The 12,690-nt window shown below is 68.9% G+C and carries 12 protein-coding genes; 2 read left to right on the top strand and 10 right to left on the bottom strand.

Going from position 1 to position 12,690, the window contains the following annotated elements; all coding sequences use genetic code 11:
• Positions 1 to 97 precede the first annotated feature (97 nt).
• On the top strand, positions 98 to 991 hold the full coding sequence (locus tag JHL17_RS04605) for an NAD(P)/FAD-dependent oxidoreductase (protein ID WP_200190878.1): 894 nt from the start codon (positions 98 to 100) through the stop codon (positions 989 to 991).
• 189 nt (positions 992 to 1,180) lie between these two features.
• Positions 1,181 to 2,044 carry a class I SAM-dependent methyltransferase gene (locus JHL17_RS04600; RefSeq protein ID WP_200190877.1) on the top strand — a complete coding sequence of 288 codons (864 nt, stop codon included), beginning with the start codon at positions 1,181 to 1,183 and terminating at the stop codon, positions 2,042 to 2,044.
• 158 nt (positions 2,045 to 2,202) lie between these two features.
• Here JHL17_RS04600 and JHL17_RS04595 read toward each other — a convergent pair whose 3' ends face one another.
• The 10 genes from JHL17_RS04595 to JHL17_RS04550 all read right to left on the bottom strand — a co-directional run bounded on the left by JHL17_RS04595 (position 2,203) and on the right by JHL17_RS04550 (position 12,680).
• Positions 2,203 to 3,636 carry an FAD-binding oxidoreductase gene (locus tag JHL17_RS04595; RefSeq protein WP_247893314.1) on the bottom strand — a complete coding sequence of 478 codons (1,434 nt, stop codon included), beginning with the start codon at positions 3,634 to 3,636 and terminating at the stop codon, positions 2,203 to 2,205.
• Positions 3,637 to 3,641: 5 nt separating this feature from the next.
• Positions 3,642 to 4,349, bottom strand: a complete 708-nt coding sequence (locus JHL17_RS04590; RefSeq protein WP_109050988.1) for an ABC transporter ATP-binding protein — start codon at positions 4,347 to 4,349, stop codon at positions 3,642 to 3,644.
• Positions 4,342 to 5,127 carry an ABC transporter ATP-binding protein gene (locus tag JHL17_RS04585; RefSeq protein ID WP_200190876.1) on the bottom strand — a complete coding sequence of 262 codons (786 nt, stop codon included), beginning with the start codon at positions 5,125 to 5,127 and terminating at the stop codon, positions 4,342 to 4,344. Before JHL17_RS04585 ends, JHL17_RS04590 begins: the two co-directional genes overlap by 8 nt.
• Complete coding sequence (locus JHL17_RS04580) at positions 5,124 to 6,140, bottom strand: branched-chain amino acid ABC transporter permease (protein WP_200190875.1); 1,017 nt, start codon at positions 6,138 to 6,140, stop codon at positions 5,124 to 5,126. Before JHL17_RS04580 ends, JHL17_RS04585 begins: the two co-directional genes overlap by 4 nt.
• A complete protein-coding gene (locus tag JHL17_RS04575) occupies positions 6,137 to 7,015 on the bottom strand; it encodes a branched-chain amino acid ABC transporter permease (RefSeq protein ID WP_200190874.1) in 879 nt (292 codons plus the stop codon). Before JHL17_RS04575 ends, JHL17_RS04580 begins: the two co-directional genes overlap by 4 nt.
• Positions 7,016 to 7,197: 182 nt before the next feature.
• The gene (locus tag JHL17_RS04570; RefSeq protein WP_200190873.1) at positions 7,198 to 8,331 is read right to left on the bottom strand and encodes an ABC transporter substrate-binding protein; all 1,134 of its coding nucleotides are present in this window, start codon (positions 8,329 to 8,331) and stop codon (positions 7,198 to 7,200) included.
• A 75-nt stretch (positions 8,332 to 8,406) separates the two neighbouring features.
• Positions 8,407 to 9,267 carry an isocitrate lyase/PEP mutase family protein gene (locus JHL17_RS04565; protein WP_247893313.1) on the bottom strand — a complete coding sequence of 287 codons (861 nt, stop codon included), beginning with the start codon at positions 9,265 to 9,267 and terminating at the stop codon, positions 8,407 to 8,409.
• Complete coding sequence (locus tag JHL17_RS04560; RefSeq protein WP_247893312.1) at positions 9,251 to 9,799, bottom strand: 3-isopropylmalate dehydratase small subunit; 549 nt, start codon at positions 9,797 to 9,799, stop codon at positions 9,251 to 9,253. Before JHL17_RS04560 ends, JHL17_RS04565 begins: the two co-directional genes overlap by 17 nt.
• 8 nt (positions 9,800 to 9,807) lie before the next feature.
• Positions 9,808 to 11,064: a 3-isopropylmalate dehydratase large subunit gene (locus JHL17_RS04555; RefSeq protein ID WP_200190871.1), complete on the bottom strand. Its 1,257-nt coding sequence runs from the start codon at positions 11,062 to 11,064 to the stop codon at positions 9,808 to 9,810.
• Positions 11,065 to 11,090: 26 nt separating this feature from the next.
• Entirely contained in the window at positions 11,091 to 12,680 is a 1,590-nt protein-coding gene (locus JHL17_RS04550; RefSeq protein WP_200190870.1) for an FAD-binding oxidoreductase, read from the bottom strand.
• Between the last annotated feature and the right edge of the window lie 10 nt (positions 12,681 to 12,690).

The following is a 12,690-nucleotide window of genomic DNA, read 5'->3' as shown; positions in this document are numbered from 1 at the left end:
ATCCGAAAGGCGCAAGCCACTGGGCCGGCTTCAGCTGCCCGCCAAAGCGAATTTCCCCAGGCCGCCCCCCTCCATCCACAATACGGATTCCGTCACCATGGATGACGTCATCATCATCGGCGGCAGCTTTGCCGGCCTCGCCGCCGCCCTGCAGCTCGGCCGTGCCCGCCGCAAGGTCACCGTTCTCGATACCGGCCTGCCGCGCAATCGCTTCGCTGGCCACTCGCATGGCCTGCTCGGCCACGACCACAAGCCACCGCTGGACATCCTGGCCGAGGCGCGGCGGCAGCTGACACGGTATCCCACGGTCAGGCTGGCCAGTGTCCGGGCCGACGGCATCTCCGGCGCCATCGACAATTTCTGCGTCCTCACCGGCACTGGCGAAAGCCTTGGGGCGCGCCGCCTGATCCTGAGCTATGGCGTCGTCGACCAGATGCCCGATGTTCCGGGCTTTGCCGAAAGCTGGGGCACATCCATCGTGCCCTGCCCCTATTGCGACGGCTTCGAAGTCGCCGGCCAGCATTGGGGCCTCGTCTGGTCCGGCCCGCAGTCGCACAATCAGGTCAGGCTGTTCCGCGACTGGACCGACAGGTTGACGGTCTTCGCGGATGGTCACGACATTGCACCCGATATCCAGGCCGACCTGGCGCACCGCGGGATACCCGTCATTGATGGCCGGATCACCGAAATCGCCCGTCACGGGGGCCATGATGCCACCGTCAAGCTCGATACCGGCCCCAATGTCGACGTCGACATCCTGTTCGCCCATCCGCGCAACAAGCCGTCCGCAAGCCTGCATGAAACACTGGGTCTCGCCACGGCCGATACGCCCGTCGGCATCGCCCTCAAGACCGACGAGCGCCGCCAAACCAGCATGCCCGGCATCTACGCCGCCGGCGACCTCGCCAATCCCCTCATGCCCTCGGTCACCACCGCATCCTGGCAGGGCGCGATGGCGGGTATCTTCGCCCAGCAATCGATGCTGGTTTGAGGGCAAGAATTCCCTTCCCCGGTTGCCGCGGGCGCGGTTGTCCGTCGAAGTCCGGCGCCTGATCGCTGGCGGAGGCGGGATCGCCTAGATCGGATCGCGTGAAATCGGAATCGACTTGCAGCGTGAATCCGATCGTCCACCAAAGGCGACGGCGCCGTAGGCAAAAACGAATCAGAACAAGGCTACGTCATGGCACAGCACGATGCCGATCGGGTCGCCGATTGGAATGACCAAAGCGGGGAGCGCTGGGCCGCCCACCAGGCCCGGCTCGACGCCATGCTGGCGGTGTTCGGCCAAGCCGCGATCGAAGCCGCCGCGCCCGCGACGGGCGAGCGCGTGCTGGACATCGGCTGCGGCGCGGGCGCGTCCAGTCTGGATCTGGCCGCCCGCGTCGGCGCGGAGGGCCATGTGCTGGGCGTGGACATATCCGAGCCGCTGATCGGCAGAGCGCGCGCGCTGGCGCCCCAGGATACGCCCGTCCTGTTCCAGGTGGCCGACGCCAGCAGCGCCGAGTTGCCCGAAGGCGCGTTCGACATCCTGTTCTCGCGCTTCGGCGTGATGTTCTTCGACGATCCGACGGGTGCGTTCGCTCATATGCGCCGTGCGCTCAGGCCGGGCGGGCGGGTCGTTTTCGTCTGCTGGCGCGGCATGGCCGAGAATGATTGGGTGCGCCTGCCGATGGGCGCGATCAAGGGCATCGTCCCGCCGCTGGCGCCGCCCGATCCCGAAGCCCCCGGCCCATTCTCGTTCGGCGACCGGGAGCGGGTGGCGCGCATCCTGACGCTGGCGGGCTTCACCGATATCGCCATCACACCCTTCGATGCTTCCGTCCCGTTCGGCAAGGGCGCGACGCGGGACGCAGCGATCGACGACGCGGTGGAGACGACGCTCGAGGTCGGCCCGCTGTCGCGCGTTCTCGCCGATCAGCCCGACGACATCCGTGCCCGCGCTTCGGCCGCGGTTCGTGCTGCCTTCGCGGGCCGTCCCGGTGAGCGGCTTGTGATGATCGACGGCGCGACCTGGATCGTCATGGCGCGCAACCCGGCAAGCTGACAGGGATGCGCAGAGGAGATGCCCCACCCGGTGGATGGGGCGTCCTTGGCCGGTCGCCGGGATCGGATGAGGGCGTGCACCCGGGCCGATGCCGCCACCGTGATCGATGGGGCGGGATGGCACACCGGCGGCGACCTCGTAATGCCGACGGGTGGCGGTCAGTCGGGGGCCGGGGCCACCAGCTTGCCGGGGTTCATCAGCCCCTGCGGATCGAACAGGCGCTTGATGCCCTGCATCAGCGACATCTCCGCCGGTCCCTTGAAGGCGGCGAGCGCGTCGCGCATGCCCTGGCCGATGCCGTGCTCGGCGCTGATGGTGCCGCCGAGGGCGATCGCCTCGCGGTGGACCGCGGCGCTGATCGCCTGGGCGACGGCGTCCAGCGGCTCGGCCGACGCCCGCAGGCTTTCCGGCAGGAGGACGACCAGATGGATGTTGCCGTCGCCGATATGCCCCACCGCCACCACCCGGGCATCGGGCCGCACCGCCGCGACCGCCGCGGTGGCGCGGGCGACGAAGTCGGGGATGCGGGCGACCGGCACCGCGGTGTCGTGGCCGACGACGATGCCGCTCTTGCGGTTGGCTTCCGACACGCTGTGGCGCAGCTTCCACATCGCAGCGGCCTGGGCCTGGCTGCGGGCGACCGCCGCGTCGGCGACGCTGCCGTCCTCCAGCCCCTCCGCCAGCAGATCCTCCAGCCTCTCGGCAAGCTCCAGGCCGGCCAACGGGTCGGTGACCTCGACCAGCAGATACCAGGGCAGGACGGCGGCGAGCGGCCGGCCGGTGCCGGGCACATGGGCGAGCACCGAAGCGAGCTGCGGTTCCGACAGGATTTCCGCCGTGGTCACCCGGTCGCCCAGCGCGCCGCGCAACCGGGCGAACACCCGCAGGGCGGCTTCCAGCGAGGGCAGGGCGAGGAAGGCGGTGGCGACGCTGCGCGGACGCGGGAACAGCTTCAGCGTCGCCGCGGTGACGATGCCCAGCGTGCCCTCCGCCCCGATGAACAGATGCTTCAGGGCATAGCCGGTGTTGTCCTTGCGCAGCGCCCGCAGCCCGTTCCACAGCGTGCCGTCGGGCAGCACCACCTCCAGCCCGAGCACGAGGTCGCGCATCGGGCCGTAGCGCAGGACGGCGGTGCCGCCGGCGTTGGTGGCGATGGTGCCGCCGATCTGGCAGCTTCCCTCGCTGCCCAGGCTCATCGGGAACAGCCGGTCGGCCGCCTCGGCGGCGGCCTGGACCGCGGCCAGGGTGCAGCCGGCCTCCACCGTCAGGCTGTCGCCGACGGGATCGGTCTCGCGGATGCGGTTGAGGCGCGACAGGCTGAGGACGAGGCTGCGGCCGGTCGCATCGGGAATGGCGCCGCCGACCACGCCGGTGTTGCCGCCCTGCGGCACCAGCGGGGTGCCGATCTCCGCGCACAGCCGGACGATGGCCGCGACCTGCGCCGCATCGGCCGGGCGGACCACCGCCAGCGCGGCCCCGCGGTAGCGCCCGCGCCAGTCCGCCAGGAAAGGGGCGGTGTCGGTCGGATCGGACAGCACATGCGCCGGCCCGAGGATCGCCCGCGCCCGCTCCACCACCTCCATGCCGGACATGCCCGTCACAGCCCGAGATAGGCGGTTTTGATGCGCGGATCGGCCAGCAGGGTCTGGGCGGAATCCTCCATCACCACCCGCCCGGTTTCCAGCACATAGGCGCGGTCGGCCAGGCGCAGGGCCAGATCCACCCGCTGCTCGACCAGCAGGATGGTGATGCCGGTGCCGTGCAGGTTCTTGATCGTGTCGGCCAGCGTGTCGACGATGATCGGCGCCAGCCCCAGCGTCGGCTCGTCCAGCATCAGGCATTTCGGGTTGGCCATCAGGCCGCGGCCGAAGGCGACGAGCTGCTGCTGCCCGCCGCTCATGGTGCCGGCCTTCTGGGTGCGGCGTTCCGCCAGGATGGGGAACAGCTCGTAGACCCAGCGCAGCCGCTCGGCGAAGCCCATGCTGCCGGGCCGGCCGCGCAGCGCGCCCAGCTCCAGATGTTCCAGCACCGTCATCTCGGGGAAAAGCTGGCGGCCTTCCGGGACATGGACCAGCCCGCGTTCGATCACCTGATGCGGCGCCAGCCGGTCGATGCGCTCGCCGTCGAAGGTGATCGTCCCGCCGCTCGGCCGCAGCAGGGCGGAAATCGCCTTCAGCGTCGTCGTCTTGCCGGCGCCGTTGGAGCCGACCAGGGTGACCAGCTCGCCGTCCTCGACGGTCAGGGAGACGTTGTGCACCGCCTCGCGGTGACCGTAGCGGACTTTCAGACCTTCGACCTTAAGCATCGACCGGCTCCCGTCCCAGATACACGCGGATCACTTCCGCGTCGTTCAGCACCTGGGCCGGCGGCCCTTCGGCGATCTTCACTCCATGGTCGAGCACCACCAAGCGGTCGCAGACGCTGGCGACCACGCGCATGTGGTGCTCCACCAGCAGCACGGTGACGCCGCGGGCGCGGATGCGGCGGATCATCTCGACCAGCCGCTGGCCTTCCTCGGGGTTCATGCCGGCGGCCGGCTCGTCGAGCAGCAGCAGGCGCGGCGCGGCGGCCAGCGCGATGGCGATCTCCAGACGGCGCTGCTCGCCGTAGGACATGGCGTCGGCCAGCGTGTCGACCCGGTGGTCGAGGTCGCAGAACTCCAGGATCTCCAGCGCCTTGCGCCGCAGCTCCGCCTCTTCCCGCCGGTAGGCGGGGCTGCGCAGGATGGCGGCGCCCCAGCCGGCCCGCGTGGTGCGGAAGGCGGCGCTGCGCACATTGTCGAGCGCGGTCAGGCTGGGGAACAGGCTGGTGATCTGGAAGGTGCGCGACACGCCGCGCTGGCCCATGACATGCGACGGCGCGCCGGTGCAGTCGGTGCCTGCGAAGCGGATGCTGCCGGACGAGGGCGGCAGCGAGCCGCCCAGCATGTTGAACAGCGTCGTCTTGCCGGCGCCGTTCGGCCCGATCAGCCCGACCACCTCGCCGGCCTGGACCGTCATGGTGACGTCGCGCACCGCGGTCAGGCCGCCGAAGATGCGGGTCAGGTTGCTGACCGCCAGAATTTCTTGAGCGGGTGAGTTCATTTCGCACCTCCCTCGGTGCTGGGCAGACCGGTGGGCGTGGCCGGCAGATTGTTCTCCGACTTGTGGGCGTTGCGCCAGCGCTGCCACAGGCTGATCAGCCCGCCCGGCAGGAAGACGACGGTGCCGGTCAGCAGGGCCGCGAAGATGACCATGCGCAGCGGGCCGGCGACGCGCAGCGATTCCAGCAGGCCGATATAGACCAGCGCCCCCAGGATCGGCCCCAGGATGGTGCCGCGCCCGCCGATGATGACGACGATGATCAGGGCGGCGACGTTGTGGACGCCCATGATGTCGGGGGTGATGACCCGGATGTAGTGGGCGTAGATGGCGCCGCCGATGCCGGCGATGGCGGTGGCGGCGACGAAGCCCAGCAGCTTGGTGTGGAAGACGTTGATGCCGAGCGAGGCGGCGAGCGGCGCATTCTCCCGCACCGCCAGGAAGGCGCGGCCGGTGCGGCTGCCGACCAGCGCGTGGCAGAGCCAGGCGGTCGCCAGCACCAGCGCCAGCACCAGATAATAGGTCGGGCGGGCGCTGTCGAAGGCCAGCGGGCCGATCGCCATCGGCGGGATGTCGGTGATGCCCATCGGCCCGCGCGTCAGGTCCACCCAATGGTTGGTGATGGTGAACAGGATGGCGCCGAAGCCCAGCGTCAGGATGGCGAATTGCGGCCCGACCACCCGCAGCGCGGCATAGCCGATGACCAGCCCGAACCCTGCCGCCACCAGCCCGGCCAGCGGCAGGCCCAACAGCGGCGGCAGCCCCAGCTGCGTCGACAGGATCGCCGAGGTGTAGGCGCCGACGCCGACGAAGGCGGCATGGCCGAAGGTGAGTTCGCCGAGATAGCCGATCACGATGTTGAGGCTGAGCGCCAGCAGCGCATACAGCATCCACAGCACCAGCAGATGCTCCAGATAGGCGTTGCCGGCCAGGAAGGGCAGGACCGCCAGGGCGGCGATGCCGCCGGCGATTGCCAGGGGCTGGCCCAGGGAATGCCCATGAGAGGTGGTGTTCATCGCAGACCCCGCGCCGTGCTGAACAGGCCGTTGGGGCGCCACAGCAGGACCGCGATGATCATCGCGTAGCCGATCGCCTCCATGAAGCCGAGGGAGATGTAGCCGCCGCCCAGCGATTCGATGACGCCAAGCAGCAGGCCGGCGAAGAGGGCGCCGGTGACGCTGCCCAGACCCCCCATGATGACGACGATGAAGCCCTTCAGCACCGCCCAGTTGCCGATGGTCGGGAAGATCATCACGGTGGGGCCGACCAGGGCCCCCGACAGCGCCGCCAGCCCGCAGGCGAGCGCGAAGGTGTAGGTGTGGACCAGCCCGATGTTGATGCCGGTCAGCGCCGCGCCGTCCGGATTCTGCGCCGTCGCCCGCATCATCTTGCCGAAGCGCGAATAGCGGATGAACAGGTAGACCGCGACCAGCGCCACCACCGCGGCGGCGAAGACCAGCACGCGCTGCTGGGTCAGGGTCACCGTGCCGATCTCCAGCACCTCGTCGGCGAAGGGGCTCTCGACATATTTCGGGTCGGCGCCGAACAGCAGCTCGCCGCCGTTGGCGATCAGCAGGGCGAGGCCCAGGCTGGACAGCAGGATGGTGAATTCGTGGTCGCGGCGCAGCGGCCAGAAGATCAGCTTGTTGGCGGCGACGCCGAGCCCCGCCACCACCACGGCCGAGATCGCCGCCGCCGCGATGTAGTCGAGCCCGAACAGGGTGCCGACGAAATAGGTGATGTAGGCGCCGAGCATGTAGAACTCGCCATGGGCGAAATTCACGATGCGCAGCACCCCGAAGACCAGCGTCAGCCCGGTGGCGATGAGCACATAGGCCATCCCGTTGACCAGGCCGTTCGCGATCTGCTGGGCGAAGACGGTGAAATCCATGTCGAATCTTCCTGTCGGGGGGCTTTCCTGGCGCTCCCTCTCCCCCCCGGGGAGAGGGTTAGGGTGAGGGGGTGGCGTGGCGGGATTTTCCCGAGAATCCTCGCTGTGCGTCCCCCTCACCCCGACCCTCTCCCCGGGGGGGAGAGGGGGAAGAAGGGGGAGAGGGCTTTCGCTGCCGCTCGTTAATCCCGGACGCTGACGATCTGCTTCTTCTGGACCTGCACCAGATGGATCGCCTGGCTTGCCTGGCCCTTGTCGGAGAAGCGCAGTTCCCCCATCACGGTCGGGACGGCCTGCGACTTCAGGGCCGCGGCGATCTTGTCGTAGGCACGCGGGTCGCCGCCGGCGGCGTCGATGCCGAAGGCCAGGGTCTGGACCGCCTGGGCGCCGAGCGCGGCGATGAAGGACGGGTCGTTCTTGTAGTCCTTGCGGTATTCGTCCAGCCACGGCTTCAGCGACGGGGCGGCGCCGTCCTCGGTGAAGGGCGAGGCGGAATAGACCTGCTCCAGCGAGTTGCCGGACAGCTCGACCAGCTTCGGGTTCATGTTGCCGGCCGACGCGATGACCTTGCCGCGATAGCCGGTCTGCTTGATCTGCCGGTAGATCGTCGCCCCCTGCGAGGTGTTGATCGCCGCAACATAGATCGCGTCGGCGTTCAGCGACTTCAGCTTGGTCAGCGCGGTGGTGAAGTCGGTGTCGGTGCGGTTGTAGAACTCGTGCCCCTTCACCTCGATGCCGCAGCCGGTCAGCAGCTTGGTGTAGTTGTCCAGCTCCAGCCGGCCCCAGTCGTCGTTGACGTTCATGAAGGCGATGGACTTGGGCTTGATCCGCTCGCAGATCGCCTTTGAATAGAACTCCGACATCATCGCCGAGGTGGCGTTGAGGCGGAACAGGTACTTGTGTCCCTCCTCCGTCACCTTCGGGTGCTGGGAGCTGGTCATCACGGTGATGATCTTGTCGCGCGTCACTTCCTTCATCGACAGGGCGACGGCGCTGAACCAGCCGCCGATGATCATGTCGACGTTGTCCTGCTCCATCGCCCGCTTGGCGGCGCTGACGCCATCCTCGGGGGAGCCCTTGTCGTCGTAGGTCAGCAGCTCGATCTTGCGGCCGCCGGCGACGCCGCCCTTGGCGTTGATCACCGCGGCCATCGCCTGCGCGCCCTCCAGGCCGAGCTGGCCTTCGAAGGCGCCGGTGCCGCTCATCGGGCCGATGAGGGCGATGCGGACCGGGGGCTGCTGCGCCTGTGCGCCGAAGGCGGGAAGGGTCAGGGCCAGGGCCGCCGCGGCGGCAAGGAGAGTGCGCCTACCGAACATGGGGTTCCTCCGTGGATTGGTCGTCTTTTGCGTTGCCCTTGGCCCCGGCGGGTGATGCCCGCCGGCAAGGGATCGTCAGGCGGTCTTCAGGAAGCGCTTCTGCAATTCCTCGATCTGCGGGAAGCCGATGAAGTCGATGAAGCTGTTGTGGTCGGTCACCGGACGCGGCAGGTCGCGGGTGGAGCGGCGTTCGGCCAGCGCCGCCAGATTCTCCTTCAGCGCCGAGGCGACGGTCATCAGCGGCACCAGCGCGTAGGTCGCCATGCCGGCCACCTCCTCGACCTCGTCGGCCGACAGCTTTTCCAGCCAGCCGAGCAGCTGCAGCGACAGCGGCACGCCGACCGCCTCGCGCATGGCGCGCAAGCCGTCGATGTCCTTGAAGCATTTGCTGATCGGCTGGATCATGTCGGCGCCGGCGGCGACATAGGCGCGTCCGCGCTCCATCGCGGCGGCTGGATCGACCACGTCGGTGCGGGCGATGATCAGCATGTTGGGATCGCGCCGGGCCTCGACCGCCGCCTGGATCTTGGCGACGCCCTCGTCCATCGGGATCACCTCGACTCCGCCGACGCAGATCGGGCAGCGCTTGGGCGCCACCTGGTCCTCCATGATGACGGCCGATACGCCCGACGCCTCGAACTCGCGGATCGTGCGCATCACGTTGATGGCATTGCCGTATCCGGTGTCGATGTCGGCGATGACCGGGACGTTGACCGCCGACACCACGTTGCGGACCACCGTCAGGTTTTCCGACATGGTGTACAGCTCGGCATCCGGCTGGCCGAGGAAGGAGGCCGAGACGCCGAAGCCCGAGGTCATCAGCGCGTCGAAGCCGGCCGCCTCGATGAAGCGGGCGGACAGGGCGTCATAGGCGCCGGCCGACCAGACGGTCTTCTGCGCCAGGATGCGGTTGCGGAATTCAGATCCCCGAGACATTGGCATGGTCCTTTTGTTCGCGTTGCTGGGCCGCCTGCCGCTTCAGGAAGGGGACGAGGCCGCCGGCCTCGATCATCTCGGCATCCGCCTGCGGCAGCGGCTCGAAGGGAATTTCGGTGCCTTGGGTGTGGTTGCGGACCACGCCCGCCGCCCAGTCCACCTCGATCTCGTCCCAGCGCCGGACGAAGCCGAGGATCCCGGGGCAGCTGACCTGCGGGAAGCCCATGCTGACCTCGCCGCGCCAGTAGCCGGGCGAGAAGGACTCCGCGATCACCCCGTTGACGCCGAGATGGCGCATCGCCTTCATCGGTGGGTAGTGCGGGTGGCCGTAGCCGAAATTGTCGGCGCCGACCAGCAGGTCGCCCGGCCGAACCGACAGGGCGAAGTCCGGATCGTAGGCCTGCATGGCGACCTGCGCCAGTTCGGCCACGTCGGTGATCTTGATGTTCTTGACGCCGACGATCTGGTCGACGTCGAAATTCACCTCATCGAAGATGAAGGCGACGCGGCCCCGCATAACAGGCATCGTCATGGCGGCCCTCACAGGTACGGGCGCGGATCGGCGATCCGGCCCTCGATGGCGGAGGCGGCGACCACCGCGGCGTTGCAGAGGTAAATCTCGGAGTCCGGGCTGCCCATGCGGCCGCGGACGTTCAGCGTGCCGGTCGATACCGCGCGCTGGCCCGCCGTCATCGTCGCGATGCGGCCGAAGCAATAGTCGCAGCTGGGGGAGGAGACGAAGGCCCCGGCTTCCACCAGGGTGGAGACCAGCCCCTCGCGCGCCGCCGCCGCCATCAGCTCCTGGCTGGTCGGCACGATGTGCAGCGAGACGCCGGTCTTGACCCGCCGGCCTTCCAGCACCTTGGCCGCCGCCCGCAGATCCTCCAGCCGGCCCGAGGCGCAGGACCCGAGATAGCCGGCATTGATCTCCAGCCCGAGGAACTCGGTCAGGTCGCGGGTATCCGCCGGGGTCGGCGGGACGACGACGATCGGTTCCAGATCCGACAGGTCGATGTCGTGGACCGCCGAATAGTGGGCGTCCGGATCGCTCGACACCGGCTCCAGCTTTTTGCGGGCGCGCGGCAGGGCGTAGTCCAGCCGCACCGGGTCGGGATTGACGATGGCGGTCAGGGCGCCGGTGAACATGGCTAGTCCGGTGATGGTCTGAAGCCCTTCGGTCGACATCGCCGCCACCGACGGCCCGCCCAGCTCCAGCACCTGGAAGCGGCAGGAACTCGGGCCCAGACGCCGCACCAGATGATGGAAGACGTCGCGTGCCATCACGCCGGGCCGCAAAGACCCGCGCAGGTTCACCCGCACCGTATCGGGCACGCGGATCGACACCGTGTCGCTGACGAAGGCTTCCATCACGTTGCGGCGCAGCCCGATGGCGAGCGTGCCGAAGGTGCCGAGCTGGCTGACATGGCCATCGAAATGGACGACGAAGGCGCCCGGCGTCGCATAGCCGACCTCGGCCGCCACCTGATGGCCGATGCCGTGCCGTTCGAACAGCGGCACATCGTTCTCCGCGCACCAGTTGCGCGTGTTGATGTGCAGCTCCTCCTCCTTGGCGGTGGCGGTCGGCACCATGTGGTCGATGAAGATACCGAAGCGTTCCGGCTCGGCCACCCGCTCGATGCCGAAATCCTCCTTCATCGTCTTGAAATAGACGTCGGTGTAGCCGGGGAAGTCGTAGGCCAGCACGAAGTCCGGCTTCGCCTTGATGTCCTGTCCGGCGCGCACCGCGGGCAGTCCCGCCGCGCGTGCCAGGATCTTCTCGGTGATGGTGTAGCCCATGGCGTGGATGTCTCCGCTCCCGGTCCTCAGCGGCCGAGGCCGAGGGAACCGGGATTCATCAGCCCCTGCGGATCGACGGCGCGCTTGACGCCCTCCAGCAGCGACCAGGTTTCGGGGGTCACGATCTCGCGGAACGGATAGTCGCGGGCGACCTGCCAACTGACGCCGCCGAGGCTGCAATACAGTTCCTGCGTCGCGCGGCGCAGTTCCGCCACCGCGTTGCGCGCCGCCGGGTTGGCCGGGCGGTCGCGCCAGGGCTTCACCACCTCGTCGCCCAGGCTGGCGGCATGCAGCGGCGTGATCTCGTCGGTCCAGTAGAAGGCCGGCTCCAGGAAGAAGTCGTTGCCGACCGTCATGGTCATCACCGAATAGATGATGCCGTGCCGCTCCATGAAGCCGCGCTTCTCCGCGAAGAAGGCGTCGTTGGCGGCGACCACCGTGTCGGCGTCGCCCAGCGGGAAGATGGCATGGATCGGGACCCAGCGCTGGCCCTCGCGCCCCAGCATGCCGCGCACCGGCCCGAAGGGCTTGGAGCGCATGACCTTGGGCACGCTGTTCTCGATCTCCTTGCCGTGGCGGGCGCCGATCTCGCGCACAATCTGCATCGCCTCGCGCAGCTGGGTCTCGCTGCGCCCCTCCACCACCAGATGGAGGGTGAAGTTGTGGTCCTTGAGGAAGGCGGTACCGGCGGTGGCGACGCTGAGCGCCTCCTTGGCGCCCTGGAACAGCGACTTGCCGGCCTTCGCCACGTTGCCCAGCGTCTTCAGCCCATCCGACAGCTTGTTCACGCTGGCCGAATGCTCGACCTTGGTGCGGTCGATGCCGAAGCCTTCCGACACGCAGCGCGCCCGCGCCATCTCCACCTGGGCGGCAGCCATCGCCTGCATGGTGGCGAAGCCGAAGGACAGGAAATCGGTGTGCTCCGGCCGGCGGTGGAGCCGCAGCGTCGCCGCCACCTTGAAGCCCATGGCGCCGTTGTCGCCCAGGAACAGGCCGGTCAGGTCGGGACCGCCCGAGCGGGTGAAGGGCTTGGTGCCGACGCGTCCGCCCGACCCGGTGGTGACGGTGCGCCCGTCGGCCAGCACCACGGTGACGCCCAGCACGCTCTCCGCCACGGTGCCGTGCAGGGCGGAGCCGAAGAAGGCGCTGTTCTGCGACAGGGCGCCGCCGATGGTGGCGTTGATGCCCGACAGCGGCCCCCAATAGCCGGTGCGCAGCCCGGTGCCCTCCAGCGCCTCGTTCAGCGCCGCCCAGGTGCAGCCAGTTTCCACCGTCACATAGAGGCTGTCGGTGTTCAGCTCGACGATGCGGTTCAGCCGGCGGCTGTCGATGACGACCGAATTCGGGCCTTCGGGCAGATAGCCCTTGGTGTAGGACATGCCGCCGCCGCGCGGCACCACCGCCACCCCGGCCTCATGGGCGGCGCGCACGGAGGCGGCGACCGCGTCGCGGTCGCGCGGCAGGGCGATGGCGAGCGGCGCGATGCCCGGCTGCCAGAACACGTCGTTGGCGTAGAAATTCCGGCTCTTCTCGTCATCCAGCAGGCCGTCGGGGCCGAGCGCCGTGCGCAGGGTGTCGATTAGAGTGGCCGGGCCGTCGAGGGCGGCGATGCTCATGGGATGTCCC

This window comes from Azospirillum endophyticum (genome assembly GCF_016595245.1).
Lineage (GTDB): Bacteria > Pseudomonadota > Alphaproteobacteria > Azospirillales > Azospirillaceae > Azospirillum > Azospirillum endophyticum.
The sequence above is the reverse complement of the archived record's forward strand: the minus strand, read 5'-3'. Positions and strand labels throughout refer to the sequence as shown.